This window comes from Kribbella yunnanensis (assembly GCF_039529655.1).
In the GTDB taxonomy this organism is placed as follows: domain Bacteria; phylum Actinomycetota; class Actinomycetes; order Propionibacteriales; family Kribbellaceae; genus Kribbella; species Kribbella yunnanensis.
In genome coordinates this window covers 470,643-485,481 of record NZ_BAAANF010000017.1, presented here as the reverse complement: position 1 = coordinate 485,481, position 14,839 = coordinate 470,643, and the positions used below count along the sequence as shown (strand labels likewise).

The 14,839-nt window shown below is 67.7% G+C and carries 9 protein-coding genes; 3 read left to right on the top strand and 6 right to left on the bottom strand.

Annotation, left to right across the window (positions count from 1 at the left end):
• The first annotated feature begins 119 nt into the window (after positions 1–119).
• Positions 120–1,556, top strand: a complete 1,437-nt coding sequence (locus ABD231_RS25685) for an Nramp family divalent metal transporter (protein ID WP_344157070.1) — start codon at positions 120–122, stop codon at positions 1,554–1,556.
• Here ABD231_RS25685 and ABD231_RS25680 read toward each other — a convergent pair.
• Genes ABD231_RS25680 through ABD231_RS25665 form a run of 4 tightly spaced genes read right to left on the bottom strand, consistent with a single transcriptional unit; the run spans position 1,515 to position 9,440 of the window.
• Positions 1,515–3,839, bottom strand: a complete 2,325-nt coding sequence (locus ABD231_RS25680; RefSeq protein ID WP_344157067.1) for a helix-turn-helix domain-containing protein — start codon at positions 3,837–3,839, stop codon at positions 1,515–1,517. The two genes, ABD231_RS25685 and ABD231_RS25680, sit on opposite strands and share 42 nt — an antisense overlap.
• Positions 3,832–6,180 carry a helix-turn-helix domain-containing protein gene (locus ABD231_RS25675; RefSeq protein WP_344157064.1) on the bottom strand — a complete coding sequence of 783 codons (2,349 nt, stop codon included), beginning with the start codon at positions 6,178–6,180 and terminating at the stop codon, positions 3,832–3,834. The genes ABD231_RS25680 and ABD231_RS25675 overlap by 8 nt, the downstream gene beginning before the upstream one ends.
• A complete protein-coding gene (locus ABD231_RS25670) occupies positions 6,173–8,524 on the bottom strand; it encodes a helix-turn-helix domain-containing protein (RefSeq protein ID WP_344157061.1) in 2,352 nt (783 codons plus the stop codon). Before ABD231_RS25670 ends, ABD231_RS25675 begins: the two co-directional genes overlap by 8 nt.
• Positions 8,517–9,440 carry an SMP-30/gluconolactonase/LRE family protein gene (locus ABD231_RS25665; protein WP_344157058.1) on the bottom strand — a complete coding sequence of 308 codons (924 nt, stop codon included), beginning with the start codon at positions 9,438–9,440 and terminating at the stop codon, positions 8,517–8,519. Before ABD231_RS25665 ends, ABD231_RS25670 begins: the two co-directional genes overlap by 8 nt.
• Positions 9,441–9,643: 203 nt before the next feature.
• Here ABD231_RS25665 and ABD231_RS25660 point away from each other — a divergent pair, with 203 nt between their 5' ends.
• Entirely contained in the window at positions 9,644–11,419 is a 1,776-nt protein-coding gene (locus ABD231_RS25660) for an acetyl/propionyl/methylcrotonyl-CoA carboxylase subunit alpha (protein ID WP_344157055.1), read from the top strand.
• Here the strand turns inward: ABD231_RS25660 and ABD231_RS25655 are convergent.
• Both ABD231_RS25655 and ABD231_RS25650 read right to left on the bottom strand, forming a co-directional pair.
• Positions 11,416–11,790 carry a hypothetical protein gene (locus tag ABD231_RS25655; protein WP_344157052.1) on the bottom strand — a complete coding sequence of 125 codons (375 nt, stop codon included), beginning with the start codon at positions 11,788–11,790 and terminating at the stop codon, positions 11,416–11,418. The two genes, ABD231_RS25660 and ABD231_RS25655, sit on opposite strands and share 4 nt — an antisense overlap.
• A gap of 57 nt (positions 11,791–11,847) precedes the next feature.
• Positions 11,848–12,525 carry a hypothetical protein gene (locus tag ABD231_RS25650; protein WP_344157049.1) on the bottom strand — a complete coding sequence of 226 codons (678 nt, stop codon included), beginning with the start codon at positions 12,523–12,525 and terminating at the stop codon, positions 11,848–11,850.
• Between the two features lie 386 nt (positions 12,526–12,911).
• On the opposite strand from ABD231_RS25650, the gene ABD231_RS25645 reads away from it, so the two are divergent.
• Positions 12,912–14,831, top strand: a complete 1,920-nt coding sequence (locus ABD231_RS25645) for a CASTOR/POLLUX-related putative ion channel (protein WP_344157046.1) — start codon at positions 12,912–12,914, stop codon at positions 14,829–14,831.
• Positions 14,832–14,839 lie beyond the last annotated feature (8 nt).

Sequence of the window (14,839 nt, the reverse complement as noted above, 5' to 3'; positions counted from 1 at the left end):
GCGTTTGGCTCCAAACACGCTTCAGCGCGGCGGAACGGTTGCTTTTGGCCGAGAAGTGGTTCTCGGTACTCCACAACCGCTAACCTCACCGAAAGAGTCGAGGATGTGAGGAGCCCCGCATGGCTGACAGCACCACGACGGACCACGGCACGTTCGCGTTGCCGACCAAGAACCTGCCCGCCCCACAGGTCCGGGACCTGCCCGATCCACCCACCAGGACCTGGAAGGTGATCGGCCCCGGCATGGTCGGTGCGGGGGTGGGACTGGCCTCAGGAGAGTTCATCCTGTGGCCGTACATCTCCAGCCAGGTCGGCCTGGTGTTCCTCTGGGGCGCGGTGGTCGGCGTCGTGATCCAGTGGTTCCTGAACATGGAGATCGAGCGGTACACGCTGGCCACTGGTGAGACAGCGTTGACCGGCTTCAACCGGTTCGGCAAACACTGGGGCCTGTTCTTCGCGATCATGACCTACTTCGCGAACATGTGGCCCGGCTGGGCGACCAGCTCGGCCGCGATGCTGACCTACCTGTTCGGCGGCGGCGACCCGCGCTGGATCGCGATCGGGATCCTGCTCACCATCGGCCTCATCCTGACCTTCGCCCCGGTCGTCTACGTGATGCTCGAGCGGCTGATCTTCGTCAAGATCCTCGCCGTCGGACTCCTCGTCGTACTGGCCCTGATCTTCGCCATCCGCGGCAAGACCTACGCCGCCCTCGGCGACGCGGTCACCGGCCCGCAGTTCCCGGTCGAGCAACTCGGCTTCGCGCTGATGATGGGTGCCATCGCGTACGCCGGTGCCGGCGGCGGCCAGAATCTCGTGCAGAGCAACTGGATCCGCGACAAGGGCTTCGCCCAAGGCATCCACGTCCCGCGCCTCACCTCACCCGTGACCGGCCAGACCGAAGCCGACCCGAACGCCAACGCCTACACCTTCACCCCCAACGACGCCAACATGGCCCGCTGGAAGCGCTGGTGGAAGTTCGCCAACATCGAGCAGGCGATGACCTTCGTCGCGATCACCGTGCTCACCATCGTCTTCACCTCGATGCTCGCGCACGCCACCCTGTTCGGCGACGAGAACGTCAAGAACAACATCAGCTTCCTCAAGATCGAGGGCACCACCCTGCAGACCCTGGTCGGCGGCTGGTTCGGCTACCTCTTCTGGGCGATCGGCGCCTTCTCCCTCTTCGCCGCCGCAGCCGGCATCGTCGACTACACCTCCCGCCTGACCGCCGACATGATCAAGGCCCGCTACCTGCGAACGTCGACAGTCACCGAATCCAAACTCTACTTCGGCCTGGTCTGGGGACTAGTTGCCTTCGGCATCATCGTCCTCCTGGCCGGCCTGACCCAGCCCCTGGTCCTGCTCGTCATCTCGGCATGCACCGCCGGCACCATGATGTTCGTCTACTCCGGCCTGCTCTGGTACATGAACTCCCGAGCCCTCCCCAAGCCCATCCGCATCACCCCACTCCGAACCGCCGTCCTGGCCTTCGCCTTCCTGGCCTTCGGCTTCCTAGCCGTCTTCACCATCATCGACCAACTCAAGAAGCTCTGACGCCTGCGGTAATCCGCATCGTCGGTACAACTCCAGCGCCAACCGCCACTGCTCCCGAGCGGGCTCGGTCTCTCCGAGCCCGCTCAGCGCCGTACCGAGGGCGTGGCGGATCTGGGCTTCGAGGTCGTCGTTGCTGCCTTGGATCAGCTCGAGGGCTTCGGTGAGGGCAAGGCGGGCCGCGTCGTGGGCTTTGAGTGCTGTTTCGGCGACACCCAGCTCGTGGAGGTGTTCGGCGATGGCGTTGTTGTCGCCTGAGCGCTTGGTGTCGGGGAGGTGGTCGCGGAGCCAGGTGCGGGCGGATTCGGGGCGGCCGGAGCGGAGGTAGCTGGCGCCGATGTCGGGGAGGAGGAGGTGGAGGATTTCTGGGCGGCTTCGGCGGAGGGTGGCGGCTGCCAGGTCGAAGGCTTGGTCCTGCTCCGCGAAGCGGCCGAGGCGGCCGGCCACGGAGCCGATGCTGAAGTGTGCATCGCTCTCGATGATCTCGCTGGCGACCTGGAGCGCACCGTCCAACCCGGACCGGGCCAGCTCCATCGCTTCGTCCAGCTGGCCGAGTCGCTCCAGGTCCTGAGCGAGAGTGACCGTGCACGCGACGTTGTTCAACGGATCGGTCTCCATCGGTGCGGCTGCGATGGCGGCCCTCAAGTGAGTTACCGCGGTCTCGGAGTCCGACCTGGCCGAATAGTGCGCTGCCACGTGATAACTGATCCGGCTCAGGGCGAAGACAGAGGCACAGGTCGGGTCGTCGCGGAGCGCGGCCAGGGCGAGTTCGCCGAGTTCTGTTCCCTCGGTGTGCCGACGACGGATGATCCAGAACCGCATCATGCCGCCCGCGAGATTGACGAGGGTGCCACGGGGTGTCGTCGGTCGGCGGGCCGCGGCGAGGATGTCGCCTGCCTCGGCGTCCAGCCACGCCATGACTTCGTCGAACTCGAGGTGCTCGACACCGGCGGTCCACTGCTCGTCGTACCAGAAGGCTTGCGAAACGCCCAGCTTCACTCGCGCCTGCCAGGCCATCGCCACGTAGAGCGCCAGCACCCGCTCGCGGGCCGCTGTGCGGTCAGCGGGTGCGAGCTCCCGTGCGTACGTGCGGACCAGGTCGTGGAACTGGTAGCGGCGTGGGCTGCCCGACTCCAGAAGATGCAGGTCGACGAGGTGTTCGAGCAACGGCTCGACCTCCGCCTCCGGGCGATCGACGAGGCGAGCGGCAACCTTCAGGTCGAGTTCGTCGCCTTCGTGCAGGCCAAGCAGCCCGAAGAGCTCCGCTGCGGCCACGTCCTGCGCCGACGCACCCGCCAACGACAACGCAATAGACGCCCGTACGCCGGACTCCGCGGCGCCGAGCACGTCCAGGCGAACCGACTCATCGGCCAACCGCCTGGCCAAGTCGGCCACCGTCCAGGTCGATTCGGCCGCGAGCCGGGTGCCTGCGATTCTGAGTGCCAAGGGCAACGATCCGCAGAGAGCCACCACCTTCAGCGCTGCCTGCGGATCGCGCTCGACCCGCTCCCGGCCGGCTGCCGAGGTGAGCAACGCCATAGCCTCGTCCTCCGCTAGGACACCGAGTTCCAGCGGCCGCGCGCCCGGCAGACCGACCAGGGCACGCCGACTAGTGACGATCACCGCGCAGGTCGCCGTACCGGGGAGCAGTGGGACGACCTGTTCGACAGCTGCCGCGTTGTCCAGGACGACGAGCAGGTTGCGGGTCGCGCAGGCCGTGCGGAAGAGGGCGGCAGCCTCTTCGACGGAATCCGGCGGGCGCTGGAGGGCGAACCCGAGCTGCTGCAGCAATGCACTCAACGCTTCCAGCGGCGTCATCGGTCCGCCGACACCGAAGCCACGGAGGTTCACATAGAGGACGCCATCGGCGAACCGACTGGCCAGGTCGCGGGCAACACGCACCGCCAAGGCGGTCTTGCCGACTCCCCCCATACCGGCGATCGCCGTGATGACGACGACGCCAGGCGTCTGATCACCACCGCTCAAAAGATCGGACACCTCGGCGATCTGCTCCGCGCGACCGACGAAGTCCACCACATCGACAGGCAGTGGATCACTGCCGGCCTTGGGCCGGGTGGCCGCGGCCATCAGTTCGGCGCGCTCGTCGGCATCCAACGGCAGACTGTCAGCCAGTAGCTCGACGGTCTGTGCCCGTGGATACCGGCGACGACCAGCCTCCAGCGTCTTGATGGCCTCCACACTGACCCCCGAAACCCCCGCAAGCCCCTCCTGCGAAACCCCAGCCGCCTTCCGAAACCTCCGCAGTACCGGCCCGAACTCAGTCACTCGAATCTCCCAACAACGAACTGACCTCGTCAGCCTGCGGCAATCCGTAACGCCGATAGAGCTCCAATGCCAACGACCACTGCTCCCGAGCAGGCCCGGCCTCCCCGAGCCCGCCCAACGCGCGCCCCAGCTGGTGCCGGATCCCCGCTTCCAGCTCACCACTGTTGCCGAGGTTCAGGTCGAGTGCCTCGGTCAGAACAATCCGAGCCGCGTCGTACGAGCCAACCAATATTTCTGCAGACCCGAGATGCTGAAGATGTTCGGCTACGGCGGACTTGTTGCCGCATGCCTCGACCTCGGCCAGCCGCTCGCGCAGCCAACTCCGGGCGCTGTCAGCCCGGCCGCAGCGCAGGTAACCTTCTCCGATGGCGGGCAGCAGCCAGTCGAGGTGCGCCGGACTGCTCCTGCGCATCAGCGACGCAGCCAGGCCGAACGACTCGTCTTGCTCCGCTGCCCGGCCCTGCCGACCGGCGAGGACTCCAAGGATCAACTGTGCCTCGCTCTCGATCATCTCGTCGGCGATGCTCTGTGCCAGCTCCCGTCCGGCCCGCGCGAGCCTCGTCCCCTCGTCCAACTGGTTCAGACGCTCCAGGCAATGGGCGAGCTCGAGCATGCACAAGATCGAAAGTGGCTCGTCACCCTGTGCCGCGCTCACCTCGATCGCCGCCCTCAGGTGAGCGCTCGCAGTCTCGAAATCCGACCTGGCCGAGTAGTGCTGTCCCAAGTTGTACCTGATCAGGGCCGCCGCCAGTGGAGGTGCGCACGCTGGGTCCTCCTGTAGCGACGTCAAGGCCAGCTCGCCCAACTGGACTCCCTCCGTCTGACGATGGCGGTGGAACCAGAAGGCCGGCATGCCGGTTGCGAGCCCGACGACCGCACCGCGGTCGGGGTTCGGCCGTGCCATCATTCGGCCCGCAGCGGCGAGGAACTCGCTGGCCTCTGCATCCAGCCAGTTCATGACCTGGTCCGACTCGAGCTCCTCGACTCCGCTCAGCCTGTGCGCGCTGAACCATTCCCTCGCTACCCCGCCCGAGCCCAACTTTGTCTGGGATTGCCAGGCCATCGCCACATAGAACGCGAACACGCGATCACGAGCCGCCGTTCGTTCATCTGCCGTCCGGGTGGCTGCAAGCTCCCGGGCATAGGCCCGCACCAGGTCATGAAGCTGGTATCGCCGCGGGTTGGGCGACTCCAGCAAATGCAGGTCGATCAACTGCTCCAGCAACGGCTCGATCTCCGTCTCCGGGCGATCGACCAAACGAGCAGCGACCTTCAGGTCCAGTTCGTCGCCCTCGTACAGACCGAGGAGCCCGAACACCTCCGCAGCCGCCACGTCCTGCGCCGACGTCCCCGTCAGCGAAAGCGCAAGAGACGCTCGTACGCCGGACTCCTCACCACTGAGCACATCCAGCCGAGCTGTTTCGTCGGCCAAGCGTCTGGCCAGATCGGCAACTGTCCAGGTCGGCTCAGCGGCGAGGCGGGAGCCGGCGATTCTGAGGGCCAGCGGCAACGATCCACAGAGTGTCACCACTTCACGCGCGGCATGAACATCGCTCTGGATCCGCTCGTGGCCGGCTGCTGAGGTCAGCAAAGCCAATGCCTCGTCCGGAGGCAGTACGCCGAGCGCGAGTGGCTGCGCACCGGGCAGGCCGACCAGAGCACGTCGGCTGGTGACGATGACCGCGCATGTCGACGTACCCGGGAGCAGTGGAATGACCTGATCGACGGTGGCCGCGTTATCCAGCACGACGAGGAGCTTCCGCGTGGCGCAGGCTGTCCGGAAGGTGCCGGCGGCGGCGTCCGCGGTCTCGGGCGGTCGCTGAAGTGCGAAGCCGAGTTGTTGAAGCAGGGTACTCAACGCCTCTAACGGCGTCATCGGGTCACCGACACCAAAGCCGCGCAGGTTCACATAGAGGACACCGTCGGCAAACTGATCGGCCAGCTCACGAGCGACGCGCACAGCGAGAGCGGTCTTGCCCACGCCACCCATCCCGGCCAGCGCCGAGATGACGACAACACCAGGCGCCTGGCCGCCACCAGTCAGCAGGTTGGACACGGTGGCGACCTGCTCGGCGCGGCCCACGAAGTCGGCCACGTCAACCGGTAGGCGGCCACGTGTCTTGGGGCGCGCAGCCGCGACCTTCAATTCGGCTCGTTTGTCGGCGTCGAGGCCCAAACCGGCCGAGAGCAGGTCGACGGTCTGCACCCACGGATAGCGCCGGCGGCCTGCCTCGAGGGTCTTGATCGCGCCCACGCTGACCCCCGACACCGCCGCCAGCCGCTCCTGCGACAACCCCGCCGCCTTGCGGAACCTTCGTAGTACCGGCCCGAACTCAGACATTGGAGTTCAGGAGCTTTCGGACATTGTCGGCTTGGAGGGAGCCGTGGCGGGTGAGGAGGTCCAGGGCGGACTGCCATTGAGCGTGGGCGGCGGTGGGGTGGGCGGCGGCCAAGAGGACGTGGCCTAGGCGTTCGCGGACGCGGGCTTCAGCTTGCCAGGTCCCTTGGACTACTTGGAGCGAGGCTCGGAGGTGTTGTTCGGCCAGGTCGAGGTGGCCGCGGCCGAGTTCGACTCGGCCTAGGCCTTCGAGAGCTTCGGCTACGGCGAACTCGTCGCCGTCCTCGATCGCGGCAGCCCGGGCCTCCTCGAGGTACGACGAGGACTCGTCGAGGCGGCCGAGTTCGAAGTACGAGAGGCCCGCTAAGCAAAGCAGCCAGTAGCGCTCGTGGGATGTGCCCAGCCGGCGCATGACATCTACGGCACGGGCGAACTCGCGGTCGTGGGCGGCGGTGTCGCCGCGGCGGCCGGCGGCGAGGGCGAGGACCAGACGGCCCTCGGCCTCGGCGACCTCGTCGCCGCTGCGCAGCGCGACCGCTACCCCGCGCTCAGCCGAGGCGATGGCTTCATCGAGACGGCCGAGCTCGACCAGGTAGTGACCGAGGAAGACCTCGGCCTCTATGTACGCCCGATCGTAGGCATGGATCTTCGGGGCCGCCAGTGCGGCGGTCATGTACTCGACCGCTCGCAGGTGCAAGCCGGCCGAGGCGCACTGTTGCGCGACCTCGAACGACAGTAGAGCCGCGGCGAACGGATCGTCGGCCGATTCCTTGACGCCCATCGCCATGGTGCCGAGGAGCACACCGTCGGAGTGGCGGCGGCGGACGTAGCAGTACGGCAGCAGGCCGAGGACGACTCGGGCGACCATCGCGCGCTGCCGCGGACCTGCGACGACAGCACGTCGTACGGCGCCGATGATCTCCTCAATCTCCTCGTCGAACCACGCGAAGATCTCGTCGGTGCTGAACTGCTCCGCCGCGGCTGTCCAGCTGTCCTCGTGCCAGGCATGCGAGACGTCGTCGCCGAAGCGGTCCATCCGGGTCCGCCAGCCCATCGCGAGGCACAACTCGAGGACCCGAAGCTGAGCGGCCTCGCGGGCCAGCTCATCGGTCAGTACGGCGGTCGTCTCCTTGACGTAGCTGCGGACGAGGTCGTGGATTCGGTATCGGTGTGGGCCTACGGACTCGATCAGGTAGAGGTCGACCAGGCGTTCCAGGCGGCGGCTCGCGTCCTCGACGGGGAGGTCGAGTAGGGCCGCGGCGACGCGGACGTTGAGCTCGTCGCCCTCGTGGAGGCCTAGGAGCTTGAACGCCTCGACGGCTTCCGTGTCGCGGTCTGTTGCCGCGGACAACGAGAACTCGATGCTCGCCCGTACGTCGCGATCGGCGGTCGCGAGTTCGTCGAGCCGGTGCCGGCTTGTCTCCAACCGGTGGACCAGGTCGGCGACGGCCCAAGTCGGTTCGTCGGCGAGGCGGGCTCCGGCGAGGTGCAGGGCGAGCGGGAGACCGCCGCACAACCGGACGATCGCCAGGGCGTTGGCCGGGTCGCGCGCGATCCGGTCGTCGCCGACGATCTGGGTCAGCATCTCGATACCGTCCTGGTCGGGCAGGACGTCGAGCAGCACGTGGGCGACGCCCGGCAGGGCGGTCATCGCGCGGCGACTGGTGATCAGTACTGCGCAGGTCGATGCCCCCGGCAACAAAGGTGCGACCTGGGCCGCGTCGGCTGCGTTGTCGAGAACCACGAGCACCCGGCGGCCGGTGAGCGCCGATCGGTAGCGAGAGGCGGCTTCGTGGGCGTCGGCCGGATTGTCGGGCCCTTGAACGCCGAGGCTGTCCATCAACCGGCCGAGCGCCTCCGGCACTGTCAGCGGCCGGCCCGGACCGAAGCCGCCAAGGTTCAGGTATAGCTGGCCGTCCGGGTACTGATCGGCGATCAGGTGCGCCATGTGGATGGCCAGCGCGGTCTTGCCGATACCGCCCATCCCGCCGATGGCGGAGGTGACCACGACGCCCGGCCGCGACTCCTGAGCGGTGAAGGTCTTCTCGAGTTCCGCGACCTGGTCTTCGCGGCCGACGAAGGCGTAGACGTCGTCCGGCAGCTCGCGCGGGATGGTGACCCGCGCCTTCGTCCGGGCGCCGGCCGTGAGTAGTTCGGCCCGCTGCGCCGCGGCCAGGCCCAGGCCGTTGGCCAGCAGCTTCAGCGTGCTCGACCGCGGGTACCGCCGGCGGCCCGACTCCAGGGTCTTGATCGCCTCGACGCTCACGCCGGACGCCGCCGCCAGCCGCTCTTGCGACAGACCGGCGGCCTTACGGAACCTTCGCAGTACCGGGCCGAACTCAGGCATGTGGGTCGTAGGGCTGGGCGGCGCCATTGACCGTGGTGAAGAGGGAGTAGACGGACGTGGTGGCGGTGATGAAGAGGCGGTTCCGCTTGGCGCCGCCGAAGGTCAGGTTGGAGACGGTCTCCGGGACCAGCAGCTTGCCCAGCAGCGTCCCGTCCGGGTGATAGACGTGTACGCCGTCCGCGGCCGACGCCCAGACTCGACCGGCGGTGTCGATCCGGATGCCGTCGAAAGCGCCGTTCCCGCACTCGGCGAACACCTCGCCACCGCTGATCCGGTCCCCTTCGACCGCAAACACCCGCATGTGCGCGCGTTCGGTGTCAGTGATGTACAGCAGCGATTCGTCCGGCGAGAACGCCAGACCGTTCGGCCCGTCGAAGTCGTCCGCAACCCGAGTCAGTACGCCGCCCGCGACGCGATAGACGTGACAGCCGCCGGTCTCGATCTCCCCGGCATACCCCTCGTAGTCACTCTGGATCCCGTACGACGGATCCGTGAACCAGACCGAGCCGTCGCGCTTCACCACAACGTCGTTCGGACTGTTCAGCCGATGACCGTCGTACCCGTCGGCGAGCACGCTGATCCGCCCGTTGTGCTCGGTCCGCGTCACCCGCCGATTGCCGTGCTCACAACTGACGAGCCGCCCCTCCTGATCGAGCGTGTGACCGTTCGTGTTCCCGGCCGGCGCCCGGAAGGCCGAGACCTGGTACGACGTCTCGTCCCACCTCAGAATGCGGTCGTTCGGAATGTCGCTCCAGAGCAGATACCGCCCGGCCGGGACGTACACCGGCCCCTCGACCCACCGCCCGCCGGTCCACAGCCGCTCCAGGTGATGGTCGCCCCGAATCCCGTCGAACCGGTCGTCGAACTTCTCCCACTCCGCCGGAACGGTCCCTGCCAACGGTTCGAGGATCGTCATGCGCCCACACTTTCAGGTCGAAGCGCGGACCGCCACCACCGTCCAACCTCCGCGCGACACGCCCGGCCACGCTCGGCGTCGGCGTGATGTGGACCGCTCGGCGCGGTTGGACGGTGGTGCAGGTCCGCCGACTGTGACCAACACCCTCCCCCGTGTCCACGGTTTGGACTCTAGAGTGGGCCCAGGCTTGAAGGGAGTCGTCCGTGTCGAACAAGCAGATCACCAAGGTGCTGGTCGCCAACCGCGGCGAGATCGCGGTCCGGGTCGTCCGGGCGGCAGCGGATGCCGGGCTGGGCAGCGTCGCCGTGTACGCCGACCAGGACCGGGACGCGCTGTTCGTCCGGCTGGCCGACGAGGCGTACGCGCTGGACGGGTCGACGCCGGCCGACTCCTACCTGAACATTGCCAAGATCCTGGATCTCGCGGCCCGCTCCGGCGCGGACGCGGTGCACCCGGGGTACGGGTTCCTGGCCGAGAACGCCGAGTTCGCCCAGGCCGTGATTGACGCCGGGCTGATCTGGATCGGCCCGCCGCCGTCGGCGATCGACTCGCTCGGCGACAAGGTCAAGGCCCGGCACATCGCCGAGAAGGTGGGCGCGCCGCAGGTCCCCGGTACGCCGAATCCGGTGGCCGACGCCAACGAGGTGGTCGCATTCGCCACGGAATTCGGCCTGCCGATCGCGATCAAGGCGGCGTACGGCGGTGGTGGGCGCGGCATGAAGGTCGCGCGCACGCTGGAGGAGGTCCCGGAACTGTTCGAGTCCGCGACCCGCGAGGCGGTCAGCGCGTTCGGTCGCGGCGAGTGCTTCGTCGAGCGGTACCTGGACAAGCCGCGGCACGTCGAGACCCAGTGCCTGGCCGATGCCCACGGCAACGTTGTGGTCGTCTCCACCCGGGACTGCTCGCTGCAGCGCCGGTACCAGAAGCTGGTCGAGGAGGCGCCCGCGCCCTTCCTTTCGCCGGAGCAACTGGAGACGCTCTACAGCTCGTCCAAGGCGATCCTGCGCGAGGCCGGGTATGTCGGCGCCGGGACGTGCGAGTTCCTGGTCGGCCAGGACGGGCTGATCTCGTTCCTCGAGGTGAACACCCGACTGCAGGTCGAGCACCCGGTCTCCGAGGAGGTCACCGGGCTTGATCTGGTCCGGGAGATGTTCCGGATCGCCAACGGCGAAGAGCTCGGGTACGACGACCCGGTGGTGACCGGCCACTCGATCGAGTTCCGGATCAACGCCGAGGACGGCGGCCGCGGCTTCCTGCCCGCACCCGGCACACTGACCCGCTGGAAGCCCCCGAGTGGCCCGGGCGTTCGGATCGACGGCGGGTACGACGAGGGCGAGACCGTGCCCGGCGCGTTCGACTCACTGGTCGCCAAGCTGATCGTGACCGGCCGCGACCGCACTCAGGCGCTCGAGCGGTCCCGTCGGGCACTGCGTGAGTTCGTCGTCGAGGGCATGCCGACCGTGATCCCGTTCCACGCCACGGTCGTGTCGGACCCGGCGTACGTCGGGTCTGACGGGTTCAAGGTGCACACGCGGTGGATCGAGACCGAGTTCGACAACCAACTCACGCCGTACGACGGCCCGACCGCCGAGGCGCCTTCGGACGCTGCCCGGGAGAAGGTCGTTGTCGAGGTCGGCGGCAAGCGGCTCGAGGTCGCACTGCCCGCCGGGTTCGGGATGTCGGCCGGTGGTGCTGCCGCTGCGAATGGCGCGAAGAAGAAGCCGACACGCCGTACCGGTGGTTCGGGGAAGGCGGCCGCGTCCGGCGACTCGCTGACGTCCCCGATGCAGGGCACGATCGTGAAACTGGCCGTCGAGGAAGGCGCGACAGTTGCCGAGGGCGACCTGATCGTCGTACTCGAGGCGATGAAGATGGAGCAGCCGCTGAACGCACACAAGGCCGGCACCGTGACCGGCCTGTCCGCCGAGGTCGGCGCCACCGTCTCGGCCGGCGCCGTCCTCTGCGAGATCAAGGACTAGTAGCTCAAGGTGCCCTTCACGATGTAGCCGCCATTGCCGGTCACCGGTGCGAGCAGGACGATGAAGCACTCGCCCTTCTCGACGCCGGTGGCCAGCGTGTGGCTCGGCTTCTTCTTCGTGAAGGTCTGGACGTCACCCAGATCCGAACCCTCGCACCGCTCCACGAAGACCTTCGTGTGCTTCTCCAGGGTGGTCAGGTTCAGCTTGATGTCCCCGCCGGTGGAGACGTACGTCCCGCCGCTGCCCCAGTTCTTGCCCACGACCAGGTGCTGATACGGCTGCGTCGTCTGCGCCTGCACCGGAGCCGCCTGCGCCGCCACCGGAACCGCCGCCAGCGCCAGCACACCCAGAGTCGTCCCGATCATCTTCATGTCACCATCCCCTTCGCTATACCGAGTATATAGATACTCAGTATGCACGACAGTGGGTCACTTGGTGACGTTGGGCGAGTAGGCGTACCAGACCGTGGCCGACGACGCGACGTACGCGCGATACGCCCGGCTGCGGTTCGTGGTGATCGTGAAGGTTGCAGTGCCCGCGGAGCTCGGTACGACGTACCCGAGGTCCTTCCAGACCGAGGAACCCGGGTCCTTGGACTGGAACAGCACCCGCCCGTGGTGACGCACGAACCCCTTGGCCTTGGCGCTGTAATACGTCGGCCGCGCAGTCAACGCGGTCTTCGTCCCCACTCGACCGGCCGCCAACTTCACCGCCGCGCCGTACTTGGTGAGCGACTTCGCAGATCGCAACTCGGCCACCTTCCGACCCTGCTCATCTTGTGCATACCCGCTCGGGTTCCAGTACATCGTCGATCCCGGGTACGTCCCATCAAGCGCGATCGCACACTGCGGGTACCCCCATGTGCACATCACCGCGGCTGACGACCCCGACACCCCTGCCGCTTGCCCCACCCAACTGGCCTGGAACGCCGTCTTCGGACATCCGGCACCCCACCCGAACGACACCAGGCTGTCGCGGTGGCTGATCGTCAACTTCGCGGGAACCTCGAACCGGCACACAGGGGTGGCCGCCGACGCGACTCCCGGAACGCCCACCAACCCCGCGGCCACCACGCCGACCGCCAGCACCAACCCACGAACCCGCATGAACCCTCCCCAGCCCGAACGAATCGCCGCAGCATACTGGTCTACACCCGAACCACCAACCACCAACCACCGTCAAGCCGGACCTCCGGGCCATCACAATCGCCACCGGCCGGGTCAGCCACGCGTGAACCCGCCTCGAAACAGCAGTTGTGATGGCGTTCCGGTCCGGACCCCACGACTGCCTCGCAGTGGTCCACCAGTTCACGGGCGGTTGCCGCCGCCGGTTTGATCAGTCGCACGCGTCTGGACTACCGCGCCGAACACATCTGCCGCGCAACCACCTGGGCTGCTCGCGCCGAAGGCGCCATCAGATCTGCCGCCGCCGGAGGCGGTGTCCTTTCGGTCGCCTATAGTCACCGGGTTCGGGTGACGGTGAGGAGCTGGATATGTGGCGGGCGCGGGCTCGGTATTGGTTCGACAGCACGATGTCTCGGGGTACGCCGGCGTTGGTCGGGTGGCTGGGGTTGGCGTCGACGTTGCTGGTGCTGGTGGTTTCGGTGCTGGTGATCTGGCTGGTACCGGATGACGTGCAGCAGCACGGTGGGTGGCCGGATGTCTTCTGGATGACGTTGATGCGGGCGATCGACGCGGGGACGGTGAGCGGGGACTCCGGGAGTCCGGTGTTCATGTTCCTGATGCTGGCGATCACGGTCGGCGGGATCTTCGTGGTGAGTGCGTTCATCGGGGTGCTCACCGCGGGCTTGGAGGGCAAGATCGCCGACCTGCGGAAGGGTCGGTCGAAGGTCGTCGAGCGTGGGCACACCGTCGTACTGGGGTGGTCCGAGCAGGTGTTCACGGTGGTGACCGAGTTGGTGCAGGCCAACCACAGCAAGCGGCGTTCGTGTATCGCGATCCTGGCCGACAAGGACAAGGTCGAGATGGAGGACGCACTGCGCGCCCGCGTTCCCGACCTCGGGCGGACGGTTGTCGTCTGCCGGACCGGGAACCCGTTGCGGCCGACCGATCTGGACCTGGTCAACCTGGCCGAGGCGCGGTCGGTGATGGTGTTGCCGCCGCCGGTCGAGGACGCCGACATCCAGGTGATCAAGGTTCTGCTTGCCCTCGGCAACCGAGCCGCCGGCGGTCCGCAGGTGGTGGCCGCGGTCAACGATTCCGACAACCTCGCGGCGGCGCAGTTGGCCGGTGGTCCGCGGACCCAGTTGGTCGGTGCTGACGACCTGGCGGTTCGGCTGATCGTTCAGGCGCATCGGCAGTCCGGGCTGTCCGCGGTCTGCACCGATCTGCTCGCGTTCGCGGGGACCGAGTTCTACCTGCGGTCCGATCCGTCGACTGACGGGCACTCGTTCGGTGAGGTCGCGCGGAGCTTCGACCGCGGTGTGCTGGTCGGCCTCCGGACAGCCTCCGGGCGGGTCGACCTCAACCCGGCCGAGGCCCGGATCGTCGACGCGACCGACGAGCTGATCCTGCTCGCGGACGACGACAGCCTCATCCACCGGGCGCCGACACCGCTCCCGGTCGTCTCCGAAGCGATCGCTCCGGAAGTACGCCGTACGGCGGATCCCGCGCGCACGTTGATGATCGGCTGGAACAAGCGGGCGCCGAAGATCGTCGCGCTGCTCGACGAATTCGCCGCCCCGGGATCACACCTGCAGGTGGCCGGGCCGGATGAGGTCCGGCTGGGCGAATACGACCACCTCACGGTTGGTACGACGTACTGTGACCCGACGAACCGGGTTGAGCTGGAAGGGCTCGACGTGGGCAGCTATCAGCACGTGATCGTGCTGTCGGCCGATGCGCGCGGTGAGCAGGAGGCCGACGCGCGAACCTTGCTGACGCTGTTGCACCTGCGGGATCTCGGGCAGCGGCTCGGCGATCCGTACTCGATCGTCAGCGAGATCAACGACGAGGCGAACCGCGAGATCGCCCAGGTCACGCGGGCCGACGACTTCGTGGTCAGCGAGAAGCTGATCAGCCTGCTGCTCACGCAGCTGACCGAGAACCGGCATGTGGCCGGGGTGTTCGCGGAGCTGCTCAGCCCGGACGGGGCCGAGATCTACCTGAACCCGGCGACCGACTACCTGCTCCCCGGGCAGACGGCGAATTTCGCCACGCTCGCCGAGGCGGCCCGACGCCGCGGGGAGACGGCGATCGGGTACCGGGTGCATGCCGAGTTCCACCGGCCCCCGGCGTACGGGGTGGTGCTGAATCCGGCTCCGGACGCTCCGCTGACGCTCGGACCGGCCGACCGGGTGGTCGTGCTGGCTGATCACGGTGCGGGAACAGCTGCGGGATTAACAGACAGTTCTCAGGTTGACGCTGTAAGTTCCCTCCAGACATCTCGGTGAGGGAGGGT

Bases quoted from the DNA above. Each gene is read 5' to 3' on its own strand.
- ABD231_RS25685 (WP_344157070.1), top strand. From the start codon at position 120: ATGGCTGACAGCACCACGACGGACCACGGCACGTTCGCGTTGCCGACC.
- ABD231_RS25675 (WP_344157064.1), bottom strand. From the start codon at position 6,180: ATGTCTGAGTTCGGGCCGGTACTACGAAGGTTCCGCAAGGCGGCGGGG.
- ABD231_RS25670 (WP_344157061.1), bottom strand. From the start codon at position 8,524: ATGCCTGAGTTCGGCCCGGTACTGCGAAGGTTCCGTAAGGCCGCCGGT.
- ABD231_RS25665 (WP_344157058.1), bottom strand. From the start codon at position 9,440: ATGACGATCCTCGAACCGTTGGCAGGGACCGTTCCGGCGGAGTGGGAG.
- ABD231_RS25655 (WP_344157052.1), bottom strand. From the start codon at position 11,790: ATGAAGATGATCGGGACGACTCTGGGTGTGCTGGCGCTGGCGGCGGTT.
- ABD231_RS25650 (WP_344157049.1), bottom strand. From the start codon at position 12,525: ATGCGGGTTCGTGGGTTGGTGCTGGCGGTCGGCGTGGTGGCCGCGGGG.
- ABD231_RS25645 (WP_344157046.1), top strand. From the start codon at position 12,912: ATGTGGCGGGCGCGGGCTCGGTATTGGTTCGACAGCACGATGTCTCGG.